Raw genomic sequence first — 16,977 nt, forward strand, 5'->3', positions numbered from 1 at the left:
GGATTTCCTTTCGTGGTGGTTGCCGCCACGATGGCCGGGCCGGCTGACACGGGCCTGACACCGCTCGGACACCGGCGTCCGTGGCAAGATCGGCCTGGTGCAGATCGGGATACTGGGCCCCTTCGAGGTCCGGACGGACGACGGCGCACTGGCCGACGTGCCGGGCGCCCGGTTGCGCGGCCTGCTGGCCGCCCTCGCGCTCGACCCGGGACACGTCGTCCCGAAGGCGACGCTGGTCGACTGGATCTGGGGTGAGCACCCGCCCGCCGATGCCGCGAACGCGTTGCAACGCCTGGTTTCCCGGCTGCGGAAAGCGCTGCCGGAAGGGTCCGTCGACGGGCAGCCGACCGGCTACCGGCTGCTGCTCGGCCCCGACGACGTCGACGCCGTGCGGTTCGAACGGCTCGCCGGCGAACCGGGCCGGCTCCGGGAAGCGCTCGAGCTGTGGCGCGGTCCGGCCATGCAGGACGTCGACCTGCCCGAAAGCGCGGCCCTCGAAGCCGCCGTCACCCGACTCGAAGCCCTGCGCCTGACGGCCGTGGAGGAGTACTTCGACGCCGAGCTGAACCTCGGTCACGGCGCGAAGGTCGTCACCGAGCTGACCGATCTGGTCGCCGCCAACCCGATGCGCGAACGGCTCGTCGCCGCGTTGATGCGCGCCCTCGTCGCCAGCGGCCGCGACTCCGAAGCGCTGCTCCTGTACCAGCGCACGAAGGACGCGCTCGCCGATTCGCTGGGCGTCGATCCTTCGCCGGAACTCTCGGCGCTGCACGTCGCGCTGCTGCGGGGCGAGCTGGCGCGGCCGGAAGCGGACCGGAAGACCAACCTACGGGCCGAGCTCACCAGCTACGTCGGCAAGGACGCCGACGTCACCGCGGTCAGCGAACTCAGCTCCGGCCACCGGCTCACCACCGTGATCGGCCCGGGCGGCTCGGGGAAGACCCGGCTGGCCACGGAAACCGCGCGGCACCTGCTCGGCGACCTGCCGGACGGCGCCTGGGTGGTCGAGCTCGCGGCCATCGGCGCCGACGGCGACGTCGCGCAAGCCACGCTCGGCGCGCTCAAGCTGCGGGACGCGCTCCTCGGCGAGGCACCGGACGCGGAGCCGACGGACCGGGTCATCGCGGCGCTGCGCGAGCGGTCGATGCTGCTGGTGCTGGACAACTGCGAGCACGTCATCGAGTCCGCGGCGGCGTTCGCCCACCGCGTCCTCGGCGAGTGCCGTCGGCTGCGGATCCTGGCGACGAGCCGGGAACCGCTCGGCATCACCGGCGAGGCGCTGTGGCAGCTCGCGCCGCTGGTCCTGCCCGCGCCGGACGCCGATCCCGCCGAAATCGAGGCCGCCCCGGCCGTCCGGCTGCTGCGCGACCGGGCCGGCGCGGTGCGCAAGGAGCTCGCGACCGACGACACCGCGCTGCCGACGTTGGCGCGCGTCTGCCGCGCGCTGGACGGGATGCCGCTGGCGATCGAACTCGCCGCCGCGCGGCTGCGCACCATGTCGCTCGACCAGCTCGCCCACCGGCTCGACGACCGCTTCCGCCTGCTGACCGGCGGCAGCCGCACCGCGCTGCCCCGGCACCGGACGCTGCGCGCGGTCATCGACTGGAGCTGGGAACTGCTCACCGACGCCGAACGCGTCGTGCTGCGCCGGCTGTCGGTCTTCGCCGGCGGCGCGAGCCTGGAAGCGGCCGAGCGGGTGTGCGGCGGCGACGTCGTCGAGGAGTGGGAAGTCCTCGAACTGCTGACGGCGCTGACCGAGAAGTCGCTGGTGGTGGTCAGCGAGCGCGACGGCGCGCAGCGGTACCGGATGCTCGGCACGATCAAGGAGTACGCCGAGCAGCGGCTCGCCGAGGCCGAGGAAACGACGTGGGCTCGGCACGCGCACCTCGCGTACTTCACCGAACTGGCCGAGACCGCGAAGCCGCACCTGCGCGGCGGCGAACAGCTGGACTGGCTGGCCAAGCTCGAAGCCGAGCACGAGAACATCGCGGCGGCGATGCGCGGTGCGCTCGCGGCCGCCGAAGCCGAGCCCGCGATGCGCCTGGCGGCCGGTGCCGCCTGGTACTGGTGGCTCGGCGGGCACCGGGCGGAGGGCAACGAGCTGGTCCTGGCGGCCACGGCCGTGCCCGGCGACGTGCCGGACGAGCTCCGCGGCGTCGTCTATTCGTTCGTCGTCCAGTTCGTGACGTCCGGGCAGCAGAGCGACGAGTCCCAGGCGGTGGACTGGATCCGGAAGGCCTACGAAATCAGCCTCCAGACCCCGGACGGCGACCTGGAGCTGCGGTTCGCCCCCGCGCTCGAACGCCTGCTGCACGGGCCGGACGCGGCACTGACCGCGTTCGAACCGCTGCTCGCCGACGAAGACCCGTGGGCTCGCGCGGTGGCCCGGCTGCAGCTCGGCAAGATGCGGATCCAGTTCGGCCACGGCGATCGCGAGGCGGACGCGCACCTCGAGACGGCGCTCGCCGAGTTCCGCGCGATCGGCGAACGGTGGGGTACGTCGTTCGCGCTGACCGAGCTGGCCGACCGCATCGCCGTGCGCGGCGAGTTCGCCGGCGCCTGCGCGTACTACGAAGAAGCCGTCGTGGTGGTCACCGAGGTCGGGGCCATCGAGGACGTCGTCCGGATGCGGATGCGGCAGGCCCAGCTGTACTGGCTGCTCGGCGACGAGGACGCGAGCGCGGTGGCGCTGGCCGAAGCGCAGCGAGCCGCGGAACGCGTCGCCTGGCCGAACGCGCTGGCCGAGCTGGCGCTGTCGAAGGCGGAACTCGCGCGCTGGCGCGGTGATTTCGAGCAGGCCCGCCGCCAGCTCGACGTCGCGACGACGATGCTGGGCGACGGCGCCGGGCTGCCGACCGTCCGCGCGGTGACCGGCGACCTGCTCGGCTACCTGGCCACGGACGTCGGCGAATCCCGTGAACACCGGGCCGCGGCGTTCGCCGCGGCGTCCGAGACGGGCCACCCGCTCGTGCTCGCGCAGGTCCTCGTGGGAATCGCGGATCTGGCGCTGCGCACCGAAGAACCCGCGCAGGCCGCCCGCCTGCTCGCGGCGAGCGCCGGCCTGCGCGGACTGGCGGACCGCTCCCACCCGGACTTCGCCCGGATCGAAGCGGACACCCGGAATCGCCTCGGTGACGAGGGGTTCACCGAGGCGACGCGGGAGGGAACGGCGGCGAGCTGGGACGAGCTGGCGGGCGTCACGCTCGCTTCGTGAACTTCGCCCGCGCCCACACGTAACCGACCACGGCGATCCCGACGCACCAGGCGACCGCGGCGATCGCGTAGCCGGTGGACGGAGTGCCGGTGAGCAGTCCGCGCACGGTTTCGATGATCGGCGTGAACGGCTGGTACTCGGCGAATTCCCGGAGGCCGGGTCCCATCTTTTCGGCGGGCACGATGGCGCTGCTGAAGAACGGCAGCATCACCAGCGGCACGGCGGCCATCCCCGCCGTTTCCGGCGTTTTCGCGGCCAGTCCCAGCGCGACGGTGAACCAGCCGGCCGCGAAACCGAGCAGCACGATCATGCCGACCACGCCGAGCCAGTCGAGGAAACCCGCGGACGGGCTGAAGCCGAGCAGGAAAGCGACGCCGACGAGCGCGGCGATGGCGATCAGGTTGGTCAGCACGCTCGCGACGACGTGCCCGGTCAGCACCGCGCCGCGCGAGACGTCCATGACCTTGAAGCGGTTGATGATCCCCTTCGTCATGTCGGAGTTCACCGACGTCGCCGTGGCGCCGAGGCCGTAGCAAATCGCGAGGAGCATCAGGCCCGGCGTGGCGTAGTCGACGTAATCGACGCCGACGTCGAACGCGTCTCCGAGCATGTAGACGAACATCAGCATGATCACGATCGGCATCAGGACGGCGTTGAAGACCGACGTCGGGTTCCGGGCGATGTGCTTGAAATTGCGGCGAAGCATGACCGTGGCGTGGGTGCTCATCGGGAAACAACCTCCGTGGCGTGGCCGGTGAGGGCGAGGAAGACGTCGTCGAGATCGGGGGTGTGCACGGAAAACTCTTCGGCGGTGAGCGCGTATTCGTCGAGCCGGTCGAGCAAGGTGCGCAACGACTTCGAGCTGCCGTCGCCGGGAACGCGCAGAGCGAGTGCTTCGTCGTCGCGGGTGCCGTCGACGAGGACGCGCGCGGCGGCGTCGAGCTCGGCGGCGGTGGCGAACCGGAGCCGGACGTGGGTGCCGGGCAGCCGGCGCTTGAGCTCGTCGGCGGTGCCTTCCGCGACGAGCCGGCCCTGGTCGAGCACGGCGATCCGGTCGGCCAGCTGATCGGCTTCCTCGAGGTACTGCGTGGTGAGGAAGATGGTGACGCCGTCGGCGACGAGGTCGCGGATGATCGCCCACATCGTCCGGCGGCTGCGCGGGTCCAGGCCGGTCGTCGGCTCGTCGAGGAAGATGATCCGCGGGTGGCCGACGAGCGTCATCGCCAGGTCGAGCTTCCGGCGCATGCCCCCGGAGTAGGTCGACGCCGGCTTGTGCGCCGACTCCGTGAGTTCGAAGCGCTCGAGCAGGTCGGCCACGACCCGCTTACCGTCCTTGGCCCCGCTGAGGTCCACCATCAGCTGGAGGTTCTCTTCGCCGGTGAGGAGCTCGTCGACGGCCGCGAACTGCCCGGTGACCCCGATCGCGGACCGGACCTTCTTGGTCTCGGCCGCGATGTCGTGACCGGCGACGCTGATCGCGCCGCCGTCCGCCTTGAGCAGCGTGGTCAGGACGTTCACCATCGTCGTCTTCCCGGCGCCGTTCGGGCCGAGGAGGGCGAAGATCGTCCCCGCGGGTACCTGCAAGTCGATGCCGTCGAGCACGACTTTGTCCTGGTAGGCCTTCCGAAGCCCGGAAGCCGTGATCGCCATTTCTGTCATGGGAGCACTGTGTTCGGCCGGCCTGACACCGACCTGACCTCACCCTGACACGGGCGCTGTCACGTCAGTCCTGTGGCGTGAGCAGCACGATCGGGATCACGCGCTCGGTCTTCCGCGCGTATTCGTCGTACAGCGGGAAGATGCCGGCCATCATCGGCCAGAGCGTTTCGCGCTCGGCCGCGGACGCCACCCGCGCACGGGCGGTGAACCGGCGCGTCCCGGCCTGGACGCCGACGCTCGGGTTCGCCTCGAGGTTTTTGAACCACGCCGGATCCTCGTCGGCCCCGGCCTTCGAGGCGACGACGACGAAGTCGTCCCCCGAGGTCCCGTAGATCAGGCAACAACGTCGCGGGGTCCCGGTCCGGCGGCCGGTGGTGGCGAGGATCAGCGTGTGCAGACCGTTCGACTCGTGCCCTTCGGTTCCCCCGGAGTCCAGGTAGGTGCGGGTTTGCTCGGCGACCCAGTCCCAAGCCGAGTCGGTGGCGCGGTCGAGGTCATCGGCGACGGCCATGGCAGTTCCCTTCAGCTGAGTTCTTCGACGAGCCCGACGATGACGCCGGCGGGCCCGCGGACGTAGGCGTACCGGCAGTAGTCCTGGTACCGCGCGATTTCGCCGACGAGCTCGCCGCCGTGCTCGCGCAGGCGCTTGACGAGGTCGTCGACGTCATCGATGACGAAGGTGATCCGCGGAATGCCCGGCGTGTTGACGGGCGCCCACGGCGCGGCCCCGGTGGCCGTGGGCTTCTCGAAGGTCGACAACTCGACCCGGCCGTGGCCGTCGGGCGTCTTCAGGAACGCGATGTCCGCGCGGACGTCGTCGAGCCCGATGAGCTTGTCGGCCCAGTCCCCCTCGACGGTGGCTTCGCCTTCGAGCTCCATCCCGAGCTCGACGAAGAACGCGACAGCGGCCGCGAGGTCCTCGACCACGTAACCGGTGTGGTCCAGCCGGTGGATCGCCATGATTGCCTCCCGAGTCAGGCGGCCTCCGCAGCCGCTCACACCCCTGGGACGGAGCCGGCTCCGGGATTTCGACAACCTCCCGGGACGACGAAGGCCAGGTCTCGCGGACCTGGCCTTCGTCGGACGTGATGTGGAGCTGAGGGGAATCGAACCCCTGACCCCCGCCTTGCAAAGGCGGTGCTCTACCAATTGAGCTACAGCCCCCGGACGCGAGCGGCGCACGGCCGCCCGCGCACAGCGTCAGTTGTGGGACGCGCCCGCCGGCTTGGCCGGCGTGGTGCCGTTGCTCGAGGGGACCGGCGCGGTCGCCTCGCGCCAGAGGTCGGCTTCCGCCTTGGCCGCCTTGTTGCGCTTCACGACGAACAGGACGCCGCCCGCGATGACCGCGAGTGCCAGCAGCTTCTTCACCGAAGCCCCCTTCTCAGCTTGCTTCCCTTACCCCGCGATGTTACTGCACCGGCTCGGCGTGGTTGCCGGGTGCCGGTGGTTCCACGTGGAACCACGGGTAATCGACGTCACACGCCCACGGAAATACCGCGGCCGGGCGTCCTGTTGTACCCATTGGTCGGTTCGCCCACCGTGTCCCCCGGGCCTCAACCACTGCCTTCGCGGAGTTCCGTCCGGCTGGAGCCGCGAAGCGCCACCTCGCCGAGAGGCGACCGTGGTGCGTGCCGACCGTGACTGCTCAGCCCTGCCGGCCTTCTCTTCCCGGCAGGGCTGACCTGTATCCGGGACAGCGCGAGTTCGGGCAGCTCCTCGACGCCGCCCGCGCACTCGGTCGAGGTCGACGTCGCCCAGCAGACGGGCGCGGTCCTTTCGATGGAGCGGGACTGAGGCGCTACCAGCTGCCCAGGTAGTTGCCCTGGTCGCCGACCTGCGGGTTCGGCACGATGTCGTCCTGCCGCGCTTGCCGCAGCCCGCCGGCGATCCGCTTCCCCTGGCGCCCCCGGTCCCGCAGGTCGACGACCACAGCTATCGCCTGCAGTACGACGAGCACGATTCCCGCGATGATCCACCCCATGTCCGGCCCCCTTCGTCTGCTTCGACGGTAAACCCGTTGGCTGCGAAGAGAACCCGCGCTTGATCGAGAATTAAGGAGCGGAAACGACGAAACCCGGCTCGCACAGTGGCGAACCGGGTTCTGTTCGAGTGGGCCTACCAGGACTTGAACCTGGGACCTCTTCGTTATCAGGGCAAGATCGGCCGTTTTGACCTTGGGTTCAATGCGCCTGCCTGCGGTGAAGCAGTCCACGAACGTCCGTGGAAGTCCTCAGTCTGACGCCTCGATTGTCACTCACAATGCCACTCACCGGGCCTGGAGCAGGACCGCCGGCATACTCGCCCAGCTGCGACATCACCGCCAGCAACGTCGACGCGGCAGCGCCTCGCTGTTGGTCCGAGCGCGGCCGGGGTCGCCGTGCCGCGATCGAGGACACGTCGGAGTCTGGGCAGGCGCGGTGACCGGAGCCCCGACTACCATTCGGCTCCTCACACGATGAGGAGGCCGGGAATGCCGGAATACCAGGGGATTGAGATCTACGCAGTCGGGAAGATCGAACATAACGGCTGGCGTACGCAGCTGCTGCCGGTCTGTAAGGACTACGACTACAGCAACGATCAGACCGGGATTCAACCGCCGTGGCCGGTGAACCCGATCGTCGACCTTCCGGGTGCGCTCTATGTGGGACCGCACTTTCTGGGCGACGATCACGGCTGCTTTCACGGCCAGAACACCCACGGCGTGGCTGCCGGCGACGCGGCCTGTGGTGGTGCGTACGTTGGGCTTTCCCGCCCTGACGTCGCCAAGCGGTGCCTGACAGCGATCGAGCAAGCCACGCACGTGTTCGCATGGATCGACAAGGGTGACGCCTTCGGCAGTCTCGTCGAGCTCGGCTTCGCTCGCGGCCTGGGCAAGCAGATCTACCTCTACCTCGCTGAGGACCTGGCCGAAGAGAAAGACATGTGGTTTGCCGGGCAGATCAGCAGCTTCACCGGCCGCGCAAAAACCGCCCGCGCGGCGTGGGAGGACTTCACGCTGCGGCTGCCGGGAAACCCACTTTGAGCGAGATCTCGCATATGACTCTGCCCGACCCTATCTGAGAACGGTCGACACGGACCGCGCGAACGGCGGGACCCCGAAGCGGGGGCTTGATCTCACCATGCGGCCCCCTCTTCAGCATGCGCACCATCGCAGGAATCGATCAGGATCCTTCACCCGGACAAAGCTCAGCATGCCCGGATCTCGGCACGTGTTAGATGTCGCTTCGATGACGACTGCCGCAGTCGTCCCACAAAGACAGCACGGATGCGGTGATCCTTTCACTCCTTTGGGTCATCGCACCTTAGCTGCGAGCACCCGAAGAGATGGGACCCGTTGCTTACGCAGCTCACGGTCAGTATTCTTCAGCCATCACTGTCAAGGCGTTGAGAGGAATGAGGGTTTCTGAATTGATCAGATGTCTATTGGTGGGTTGACCACCTTGCGACGAATCTCTCGATACCGTTAGCCTTGGTCGGATTTGGGATAACCATATGGCAACTACGAAAGACGAAAAGTGTCGCCGAGGCAGCGACTAGCGCAACAATTGAAATCAAGAATCAAGTTCGATCTATAAATTTGACTGCACTTCTACCGCAACTGAACTAGATCGAAGCCGAAGTAGATCGCGCAGTAGACACCAAGTCGGTCGAATCACTTCGACATTGGATCGGACTATGGCGTTTGCACGCCGTGGAGGTAAGGGTCTCCTTGGAAATATCCAGCCCCGACGAGAAGCGAACTTTGCGCACGATCCAGTCTTCAGTAACGATAGCAGCAGACACCAAGTTAAGCCTTCACGGCCTGGATGAGGTCGCTTCTCTCCGACAACGGACTCACAATCGAGGAGATCTCACGGCTCGTGGGGCACTCCGATACGAAGGTGACCGAGCTGGTCTACCGGCACCAGCTGCGGCCGGTGATCCAAGGCGGGGCGAAAACCATGGACGCGATCTTCCCGAACTCGGTTGCATAGTCACGTAGGTCACGAAAGGGCCGGTTCGCAATCCGCGGACTGGCCCTCGGCCAGATTGACCTAGCACCGGTTCCGCGTCGATGCCGGGAAGTCTTCAGCCAGCCCCCGACGCCCTACGCCAGCCCGCGAGGTTGGCGCGAATGTTACGGATGTCCGGGTGGTCGGGTCCGAGGATCCGAACGGCGTCGGTAAGCACCTTCTGTTGGTCGTCGGCGGCTCCTGCCGCGTCCCCAGCCATTCCGCGACATTGGGCGAGGTTGCTGCGGCACGTAAGGATATCGGGGTGGTCGGGTCCCAGGACCTGCAAGGCCTCGGTGAGCAGCTGCTGTTGGTCGGCGACGGCTCCTGCCACATCCCCCGCCATCCCGCGCCACCTGGCGAGGTTGCTGCGAATGGTGAAAATATCGGGATGGTCGAGCCCCGGGACCCGCACGATGTCGGTGAGCAGCTGCTGGTAGTCAGCGATGGCTCCCGCCACGTCGCCGGCTATCCCGCGCCATTGGGCGAGGTTGCTGCGAATGGTGAAAGTGTAGGGATGGTCGGGTCCCAGGACCTGCAAGGCCTCGGTGAGCAGCTGCTGGTAGTCGTCGGCGGCTCCTGCCACGTCCCCGACTTCACCACGCCGGTGCGCCAGGTTGGAGCGGATGTTGAAGATTTCGGGGTGGTCGGGTCCCAAGACCCGCAAGGCCTCGGTTAGCAGCTGCTGTTGGTCGGTATCGGCCCCTGCCGCGTCCCCGGCCATCCCGCGGCACCTGGCGAGGTTGCCGCGAATGGCGAGGGTACCGGGGTGGTCGGGTCCCCAGACCCGCAAGGCGTCGGTGAGCAGCTGCTGGTAGTCGGCGACAGCTCCCGCCGCGTCCCCGGCCGTCCCGCGCCATTGGGCGAGGTTGCTGCGAATGGCGAGAGTGTCGGGGTGGTCGGGTTCAAGGACTCTCAAGGCGTCGGTGAGCAACTGCTGGTAGTCGGCGACAGCTCCCGCCGCGTCCCCGGTCATCCCGCGCCATTGGGCGAGGTCGTTGCGGGTGGCGCGGGTCGCGGCGTGGTCAGGTCCGAGTCGGGCGGATGCCTGGTGGTGTAAACGTCTCGTAGCCGCCAGAGCCCCGTCCAGCAGCCCAGCTTCCCCTAGGCTAGACCCGAGACGAAACAGGACACGGTGCCCGCCGTCGGTCTGCCAGAGGTAATCCTCGGTGATGTCCTGCAGTGTGACGACGTTCGACCGCAGCGCTTGGGTCAGTTCCTGACTGTGCTCGACCTGCGGCCACGCCCCCAGAAGCGCATCCGCGGCGGCCCAGGCAAGATCGCTCAGAGCATCGGCAGAGAGAGTATCGCGGACGACGCGTTGGACCACGGTGTGCACGCGGACCGCGCGAGCGGGCTGGGCCGGGGCGAGCGTGAGCAGACTGAACCTGTGCAGGGCCTCCAGCCCGCCTAAGACCTCGTCGGTGGTGATCTCACGGTCTAGCCGAGCCATGAGGTAGTTTGCGGTGGCGTCGTCGGAGAACAGCGCGGCTGGGATGCCAGCCGAGTCGAGCAGCGATGCCAACTCGAACACCGGCCGGGCTAGGCCGGCGGGATCGAGCTGGTCGGCGGCCTCGATCGACAATGACCAGGTCGCGGCCACCGTCTGCTCGTGCTCATCAGGCAATTCCTGGTGCTTCGGCAGCAGGTCCCGCAGCTTGACGCGTCGGTTGGCCAGCCGCGCGCGGTAGTCCGCGACCGTGAGCAACGGTTTGTTGATCAGGTAGGCGGCGGCCTGGGCCAACGCCAGCGGTAACCACCCCAAATCTTCGGCGAGCCCCGCGAGATCGTCAGCGCCAGTGTCAGCGCGGTCGAGGAGTTTCTCCTCGAGGTAGGCAAACGCTTCGGCGGGCGTGAATAAATCGACCTCGATGATCCGCCGTCGATCGCCACGCAACCCGGCGTCGCGGCAGCGGGTGGTCACTACCACCTGGCCGCTTGCCGAGTGCGGCGGCCACAAGCCGGCCAGATCGGAGGGGCGCTGCACGTCATCGAGGACGACCAACCACCGGTCGGGCGTTTCGGCCAGCCATTCCAGCAGCCGCCGCCACGCCCGCTCCGGTGTGGCCGGGTCCTCCCCGAGCAGCTCGACGGCGACTTCGGCGTAGCGAGCGGTAATGGCGTCCCGAGTTCGGGCGGAAATCCACACCAGCAGCTCGACCTGCCGCTCGTCCCACACGGTGTGGGCGTGGTCGGCGGCCAGCTGGGTTTTGCCGACCCCGCCCAACCCCGTGAGCACACTCGTCGGCGTCGCGGTTGCAGCGCCGGTGAGCACGGCGGTACCGCCGCCTTCGACCGAGCGGGCTAACGTCGCTGCAATGGTGCGGTGCTGGAACCCGCCAACCCGTGACGGCACCGACCCGAAACGACGCTGCTGTCGCCGCGTCGCGGTGCCGAACTTGCTATCGGCGGGCGGGCGTGAGTCACAGGGCCTGCCCTGCTCGAGGGTGAGGGTGAGGGCTTCGTACCGGTGTCGCCATTGGTCGAGTAGCACGTCCCCGGGCGGCATGGTCAGCTTCTTGTCGTTGCCGATCTGCACGCAAGCAGCCACGAACGCCGCGATCCGCTCCCAGGGTGGAACCAGGATGAATCCTCCGGCGAGCAACCTAGACACAGTCTGCTGCACAAGCCAGGTGGGGTCCTGCTTCTGCAGCGCGTCCAGCGTCGGTTGGCCAGCTTGCGCGCGTAACTGCTTGAGCTCATCGACGAACCGAGCTCGCGGATCCGGCTCCACCTAAGCTGTCCCTCCCCTTGCCACCGGTCCAAGATTCACCCGTTCACGACTCGTTAAAACTACCCTGAACAGGGAAAACAGCGCGGGATATCCCACCTTCACCCGCAACGCCCACCCGATCGGCCCAGAAGCTCATCGTGGTCACCAGCAGGCCTGCTCCGCACGACCTCCCGTAACCACGAAGGAGCACACACCATGCCCCGCACCCGCCACTACCGACCCCGCCCGCTGATTCACACCATCCTCCGCGGAGTTCTCTCCGGGATCACCCGCACCTTGCTCGACTGGCTCCTGCACACGTTCATCCTTTGACCGCGAGAAGACGCGGCCGGCCGATCTTCCGTTACGGAGACGGCCGGCCGTCGATCACCCGTCGGTACCACGCCAAGCGATGGCCAGCCAGAAGGCAGCTCGACCGACTCGGCAGGCCAGCAGTTCCTTCAGCACTGACCAAATTGCGGCTAGAGGGCTTGGGCAACTGGATCACGACCTCGTTAGACGCGCCCTAGCCCCACGTCCCGCCACCAGAGTGGGTGATACGCCTGGATATTCAGTCGACGTGACTTGCGTCACGACCGAAACTGGCCGGGTGACAATCTCTGAGCGAGCGGCGGTGAAAGCCCTGAAGAGGGTGCAGAACGTCGCCCGCACACGCCAGGCCGGAGAGCCACACGGCATGACGCGAGTCGTGCCTGGCCAACGCGGTGCGTACGTCAGCTACGGGCAGAGTGTCGTGCAGGCCGTTGAGGCCGCTGCTGCGCTGCTCGCTGCTGATCTACGTTTCGAGCACCTCGACCAGCCGCAGGATGAGCTTTGGGCACTTGTTGATCAATGTCAGGTCAACCGCCAAGCCGACCACGTGCACGACTTTCTTGAGGTGCACTCTCGCACTCCCTTCACCACCATGTGTCGGGTCGAGGTCGACTACTTGAAGGTTGAGCAGCCGGTCGATATTTTCGGAATCCGGCTCACGCCCGTAGACATGGTCCCGATCATCCGACGCCAGGCGCCCAACCTAGGCACTCATTCAGGCTGTTTGGCTGAGGTCGAGGTCACCGGCACCAACCTGGAGCTGATGCGGGAACGAGCGCGCTCCCAGGTCGAGCGTGCTCTACGGGTTCTGCGCGTGGCCTTCCTCGACAACTACAGCGTGCGCGCCGTGCAGCTGCGGTTCCGAGTCGGTGCCGTCGCCGAGTTGGAAAACGGCGCTGGCGAGTGGCGCGCTATGGCCAACGGTGCGAGTGAGCTAACCGTCAACAGACCCACGGTCGAGGCTCTCGCTGATCGGCCAACGGCCAGACTGGCTGGTGATACGACCAGCCCTATCGATGTGAAGGCCATCGTCGCCTTGCGCTGGATCGAACGTGCGATGTTCGCGGACGATCCCTTGGTAGCGATGCTCTACCAGTTCTTCGCGCTCGAAGCGATCCTCGGTGACAAGTCCAGCGGCTTGAAGGGCGAGCAACTCGCCTTCCGTCGTGCGACGCTGAGCCACGCAGTAACCGGAGGATTCCGTCATCCGGCAGCTGCCCTGTGGCTGTACGAAGACGTCCGAAACAACGCAGTTCACGGTTCGAGCATGCCGGATGTGAGCTGGGCGGACGTTCAGCAGTTCGCCTCAGACGTTCGAGCCGCTCTCAACGAGTACCTGACCTTCGCGGACTCCAAGGGCTTGACGAGCCGTGGCAAGTTGATGGATGCGCTCGAAGAGCATCCAGATCGTCAGCAACTCGTGGACTGGCTCCGCGAATACGGTGGGCCGCATTGGGAGCGGTTCGTAGCCGAGCAGACGACTGGTGACGCCGAGGCTCCGCCGGGCTGACAGAAACTCCGCATGTCACTCAGTTTGTCACTCAGGTCATGCAAAAGCCCGGCTCGCGCGATGCGAACCGGGCTTTGACCTGCGTGGGCCTACCAGGACTTGAACCTGGGACCTCTTCGTTATCAGCGAAGCGCTCTAACCACCTGAGCTATAGGCCCTTGAACGAGGAGAACTTTACAGGACCCCCGGAGGGGTCCTGTAACCGGGTCACTCTCGTTCCGACAGGGTGACTTCGAGGCCGCCGGCCAGGTCGGCGGACACGTTGTAGATGAACGCGCTCACCGTGGCCAGCGCCGACACCAGGACGATGTTGATCGCGCCGAGGATGGCGGCGATGCCGAAGACGCGGCCCGCGCTGATCAGCGGCTCCGACGACGCGTTCGCGCCTTCGCCGCCGACCAGGGACGAGTACGTGCCGTTCAGCTTGTCCCACACGCCCATGCCGTCGAGGACCGTGTACAGGACGCCGACCGCGACCAGCCAGACGAAGAACATCGCCACGCCGAGGACCAGGCTCAGCTTGAGGACCGACCACGGGTCGAACCGCTTCACCTGCAGCGAGGCGCGACGCGGGCCGCGACCCGGGCGACGCAGCGCGCTCGGGCGGGCTCGCTGGCTCGAGGCCGACGGGATCGCCTGCTCGCCGCCCGGTGGGGTGTCGCCGCTGCCGCCGAAGAGGCGGGGGGCGGCGCTTCCGGTCACCACCGGGCGCTGCTCCGGGGAGACCGGCTGGGTCTCCCCGGCCGGTGCCTCCGGCTTGTACAGCGCGGCGTCCTCCGTGGCCAGCTTGACCGTCGCTTCGGAGTCGCCTTCCTTGTCGACCCGCTGCCAGGGCGGGCTCGCCGGAGTCCCGTTCGAACCCGCTGCGTCGGGATTCTCGGATGGTGTCACGAAGAGTCAGTCCTTACCCGTGCCGTGGGGCCGCCGTCGAGAGCAAACTTACTGCTCCGGCGTGGCCGTCGTTTCCTCACCCGCGTCAGGTGCTTCCGAAGCCGGCGCGTCCGCTTCCGGCGCCGGTGCGTCCTCGGGGGTGTCACCATTGGCGACGTCCGAGGGCTCGTCCGCGTTGCGTGCGACGGCGAGAAGAGTCGTCCCTTCGCCGAGATTCATCAGCCGGACCCCCTTCGTCTGCCGTCCTGCCTTGCGCACGTCGCCCGCCGGCGTCCGGATCACGCCGCCGCTCGAGGTGATCGCGTAGAGCTCGTCCTCGGCGTCGACGATGAGCGCACCCACCAGCCTGCCACGTTTGCGGTCGTGCTGGATGGTGAGCACGCCCTTGCCGCCGCGGCCCTGGACCGGGTAGTCCTCGATCGGCGTGCGCTTGGAGTAGCCGCCGTCCGTCGCGACCAGCAGGAACTTGCCTTCCTTGACGACGCTGATGCCGAGCAGCTCGTCGCCGTCGTTGAAGCGCATCCCCATCACGCCGGACGTCGGGCGGCCCATCGGCCGCAGCGCCTCGTCGGTCGCGTGGAAGCGGATCGACTGCCCCTCGGCCGACACCAGCAGCAGGTCGTCCTCGGCCGCGGCCAGCACCGCGCCGACCAGCTCGTCGCCCTCGCGCAGGTTGATGGCGATCAGGCCGCCCGAGCGGTTCGAGTCGAAGTCGGTGAGCTTGGTCTTCTTCACGAGGCCACGCTGGGTGGCGAGCACCAGGTACGGCGCCACCTCGTAGTTCTTGATCTGGATGACCTGGGCGATCTGCTCGTCCGGCTGGAACGCCATCAGGTTCGCCACGTGCTGGCCGCGCGCGTTGCGGTTGGCCTCGGGCAGGTCGTAGGTCTTGGTCCGGTAGACGCGGCCCTTGTTCGTGAAGAACAGGATCCAGTCGTGCGTCGAGCAGACGAAGAAGTGCTGGACGATGTCGTCCTGCTTCAGCGTCGCGCCCTGCACGCCCTTGCCGCCGCGCTTCTGCGAGCGGTACAGATCCGTTTTCGTTCGCTTGGCGTACCCCGTGCGGGTGATGGTGACGACGACGTCCTCGACCGCGATGAGCTCTTCGTCGGTGACGTCGCCGCCGAAGCCGACGATCTGCGTGCGCCGGTCGTCGCCGTACTTCTCGACGATCGCCATCAGCTCGTCGCGGATGATCCCGCGCTGGCGCTCCGGCTTCTCGAGGATGTCCTTGAGGTCCGCGATCTCCAGCTCGATCTCGGCCAGCTGGTCGATGATCCGCTGGCGCTCCAGTGCGGCGAGGCGCCGCAGCTGCATGTCGAGGATCGCGGTGGCCTGGATTTCGTCGACGTCCAGCAGCTCCATCAGGGCCGGCCGGGCTTCGTCCGCCGAGGGCGACCGCCGGATGAGGGCGATGACCTCGTCGAGCATGTCCAGCGCCTTGACGTACCCGCGCAGGATGTGGGCCCGCTCTTCGGCCTTCTTCAGGCGGAAGCGGGTCCGCCGGACGATGACCTCGACCTGGTGCTTCACGTAGTGGCGGATGATCTGGTCGATCCGCAGCGTGCGCGGCACGCCGTCGACCAGGGCCAGCATGTTGACGCCGAAGTTCTGCTGCAGCTGGGTGTGCTTGAACAGGTTGTTCAGCACGACCTTCGCGACCGCGTCCCGCTTGATCGTGACGACGATCCGCATGCCGGAGCGGCTGTTGGACTCGTCGGCGATGTCGGAGATGCCGGTGAGCTTGCCGTCGCGGACCAGGTTCGCGATGTTCTCGACCAGGTTGTCCGGGTTGACCTGGTACGGCAGCTCCGACACGACCAGGATCGTGCGGCCCTTCGCGTCTTCCTCGACCTCGACGACCGCGCGCATCCGGATCGAGCCGCGGCCCGTGCGGTACGCGTCTTCGATGCCGGCCGTGCCGAGGATCATCGCCTTGGTCGGGAAGTCCGGCCCCTTGATGCGGACCAGCAGCGCGGCGAGCAGCTCGTCGTCGGTCGCCTCGGGGTTCTCCAGCGCCCAGACGACGCCTTCGGACACCTCGCGCAGGTTGTGCGGCGGGATGTTGGTCGCCATCCCGACCGCGATCCCGGAACCGCCGTTGACCAGCAGGTTCGGGAACCGCGACGGCAGGACGTCGGGCTCCTGCGTGCGGCCGTCGTAGTTGTCGGAGAAGTCGACGGTGTCTTCTTCGATGTCGGCCAGCATCTGCATGGCCAGCGGCGCGAGCCGCGACTCCGTGTACCGCATGGCGGCGGCGGGGTCGTTGCCCGACGAGCCGAAGTTGCCCTGGCCGTCGATCAGCGGGTAGCGCAGCGACCACGGCTGGGCGAGCCGCACCAGCGCGTCGTAGATCGCCGAGTCACCGTGCGGGTGGTAGTTGCCCATGACGTCGCCGACGACGCGGGAGCACTTGTTGTACCCGCGGTCCGGCCGGAAGCCGGAGTCGAACATCGAGTACAGGATCCGGCGGGCGACCGGCTTGAGGCCGTCGCGGACGTCGGGCAGCGCGCGCGACACGATCACGCTCATCGCGTAGTCGATGTAGGAGCGCTGCATCTCCTGCTGGATGTCGACCGGCTCGATCCGGTCGTTCTCCGGAGCCGGCGGGAGGGTTTCCGTCATGGGGTCCTTCTCGGGTGCGGGTGGTCCTGGCGGCGGACGA

General features: G+C 67.7%; 12 protein-coding genes and 2 tRNA genes. 3 read left to right on the top strand and 11 right to left on the bottom strand.

Annotation, left to right across the window (positions count from 1 at the left end; all coding sequences use genetic code 11):
* Window positions 1-97: 97 nt before the first annotated feature.
* Window positions 98-3,214: a BTAD domain-containing putative transcriptional regulator gene (locus tag AB0B33_RS23685; RefSeq protein ID WP_360775352.1), complete on the top strand. Its 3,117-nt coding sequence runs from the start codon at window positions 98-100 to the stop codon at window positions 3,212-3,214.
* Here AB0B33_RS23685 and AB0B33_RS23690 read toward each other — a convergent pair.
* The 7 genes from AB0B33_RS23690 to AB0B33_RS23720 all read right to left on the bottom strand — a co-directional run bounded on the left by AB0B33_RS23690 (window position 3,198) and on the right by AB0B33_RS23720 (window position 6,854).
* Window positions 3,198-3,941, bottom strand: a complete 744-nt coding sequence (locus AB0B33_RS23690; RefSeq protein ID WP_247016214.1) for an ABC transporter permease — start codon at window positions 3,939-3,941, stop codon at window positions 3,198-3,200. The genes AB0B33_RS23685 and AB0B33_RS23690 overlap by 17 nt on opposite strands.
* Window positions 3,938-4,873 carry an ATP-binding cassette domain-containing protein gene (locus AB0B33_RS23695; protein ID WP_360775355.1) on the bottom strand — a complete coding sequence of 312 codons (936 nt, stop codon included), beginning with the start codon at window positions 4,871-4,873 and terminating at the stop codon, window positions 3,938-3,940. The genes AB0B33_RS23690 and AB0B33_RS23695 overlap by 4 nt, the downstream gene beginning before the upstream one ends.
* A gap of 64 nt (window positions 4,874-4,937) precedes the next feature.
* Complete coding sequence (locus tag AB0B33_RS23700) at window positions 4,938-5,384, bottom strand: nitroreductase family deazaflavin-dependent oxidoreductase (protein WP_360775358.1); 447 nt, start codon at window positions 5,382-5,384, stop codon at window positions 4,938-4,940.
* A gap of 11 nt (window positions 5,385-5,395) precedes the next feature.
* Window positions 5,396-5,833: a VOC family protein gene (locus AB0B33_RS23705; RefSeq protein ID WP_360775361.1), complete on the bottom strand. Its 438-nt coding sequence runs from the start codon at window positions 5,831-5,833 to the stop codon at window positions 5,396-5,398.
* Window positions 5,834-5,964: 131 nt separating this feature from the next.
* Window positions 5,965-6,037, bottom strand: a tRNA-Ala gene (locus tag AB0B33_RS23710).
* 36 nt (window positions 6,038-6,073) lie between these two features.
* The gene (locus AB0B33_RS23715; protein WP_020642567.1) at window positions 6,074-6,241 is read right to left on the bottom strand and encodes a DLW-39 family protein; all 168 of its coding nucleotides are present in this window, start codon (window positions 6,239-6,241) and stop codon (window positions 6,074-6,076) included.
* A gap of 430 nt (window positions 6,242-6,671) precedes the next feature.
* Window positions 6,672-6,854, bottom strand: coding sequence for a hypothetical protein (locus AB0B33_RS23720; protein WP_360775365.1), 183 nt, complete (start codon window positions 6,852-6,854; stop codon window positions 6,672-6,674).
* Window positions 6,855-7,343: 489 nt separating this feature from the next.
* Between AB0B33_RS23720 and AB0B33_RS23725 the strand changes: the two genes are divergently transcribed.
* Window positions 7,344-7,895, top strand: a complete 552-nt coding sequence (locus AB0B33_RS23725; RefSeq protein WP_360775367.1) for a hypothetical protein — start codon at window positions 7,344-7,346, stop codon at window positions 7,893-7,895.
* A 1,046-nt stretch (window positions 7,896-8,941) separates the two neighbouring features.
* Here AB0B33_RS23725 and AB0B33_RS23730 read toward each other — a convergent pair.
* Window positions 8,942-11,599, bottom strand: a complete 2,658-nt coding sequence (locus tag AB0B33_RS23730) for a tetratricopeptide repeat protein (protein WP_360775370.1) — start codon at window positions 11,597-11,599, stop codon at window positions 8,942-8,944.
* 613 nt (window positions 11,600-12,212) lie between these two features.
* On the opposite strand from AB0B33_RS23730, the gene AB0B33_RS23735 reads away from it, so the two are divergent.
* Window positions 12,213-13,421: a hypothetical protein gene (locus AB0B33_RS23735; protein ID WP_360775372.1), complete on the top strand. Its 1,209-nt coding sequence runs from the start codon at window positions 12,213-12,215 to the stop codon at window positions 13,419-13,421.
* Window positions 13,422-13,505: 84 nt separating this feature from the next.
* Here the strand turns inward: AB0B33_RS23735 and AB0B33_RS23740 are convergent.
* The 3 genes from AB0B33_RS23740 to gyrA form a co-directional block, all read right to left on the bottom strand.
* A tRNA-Ile gene (locus tag AB0B33_RS23740) sits at window positions 13,506-13,579 on the bottom strand.
* Window positions 13,580-13,628: 49 nt separating this feature from the next.
* The gene (locus tag AB0B33_RS23745) at window positions 13,629-14,312 is read right to left on the bottom strand and encodes a DUF3566 domain-containing protein (protein WP_247016259.1); all 684 of its coding nucleotides are present in this window, start codon (window positions 14,310-14,312) and stop codon (window positions 13,629-13,631) included.
* A 48-nt stretch (window positions 14,313-14,360) separates the two neighbouring features.
* Window positions 14,361-16,937: a DNA gyrase subunit A gene (gene gyrA, locus AB0B33_RS23750; protein ID WP_247016261.1), complete on the bottom strand. Its 2,577-nt coding sequence runs from the start codon at window positions 16,935-16,937 to the stop codon at window positions 14,361-14,363.
* Between the last annotated feature and the right edge of the window lie 40 nt (window positions 16,938-16,977).

Origin of the sequence: Amycolatopsis sp. NPDC049159 (assembly GCF_040648295.1) — a bacterium.
Taxonomy (GTDB): domain Bacteria; phylum Actinomycetota; class Actinomycetes; order Mycobacteriales; family Pseudonocardiaceae; genus Amycolatopsis; species Amycolatopsis pretoriensis_A.

Bases quoted from the DNA above. Each gene is read 5' to 3' on its own strand.
- AB0B33_RS23690 (WP_247016214.1), bottom strand. From the start codon at position 3,941: ATGAGCACCCACGCCACGGTCATGCTTCGCCGCAATTTCAAGCACATC.
- AB0B33_RS23695 (WP_360775355.1), bottom strand. From the start codon at position 4,873: ATGACAGAAATGGCGATCACGGCTTCCGGGCTTCGGAAGGCCTACCAG.
- AB0B33_RS23700 (WP_360775358.1), bottom strand. From the start codon at position 5,384: ATGGCCGTCGCCGATGACCTCGACCGCGCCACCGACTCGGCTTGGGAC.
- AB0B33_RS23705 (WP_360775361.1), bottom strand. From the start codon at position 5,833: ATGGCGATCCACCGGCTGGACCACACCGGTTACGTGGTCGAGGACCTC.
- AB0B33_RS23720 (WP_360775365.1), bottom strand. From the start codon at position 6,854: ATGGGGTGGATCATCGCGGGAATCGTGCTCGTCGTACTGCAGGCGATA.
- AB0B33_RS23725 (WP_360775367.1), top strand. From the start codon at position 7,344: ATGCCGGAATACCAGGGGATTGAGATCTACGCAGTCGGGAAGATCGAA.
- gyrA (WP_247016261.1), bottom strand. From the start codon at position 16,937: ATGACGGAAACCCTCCCGCCGGCTCCGGAGAACGACCGGATCGAGCCG.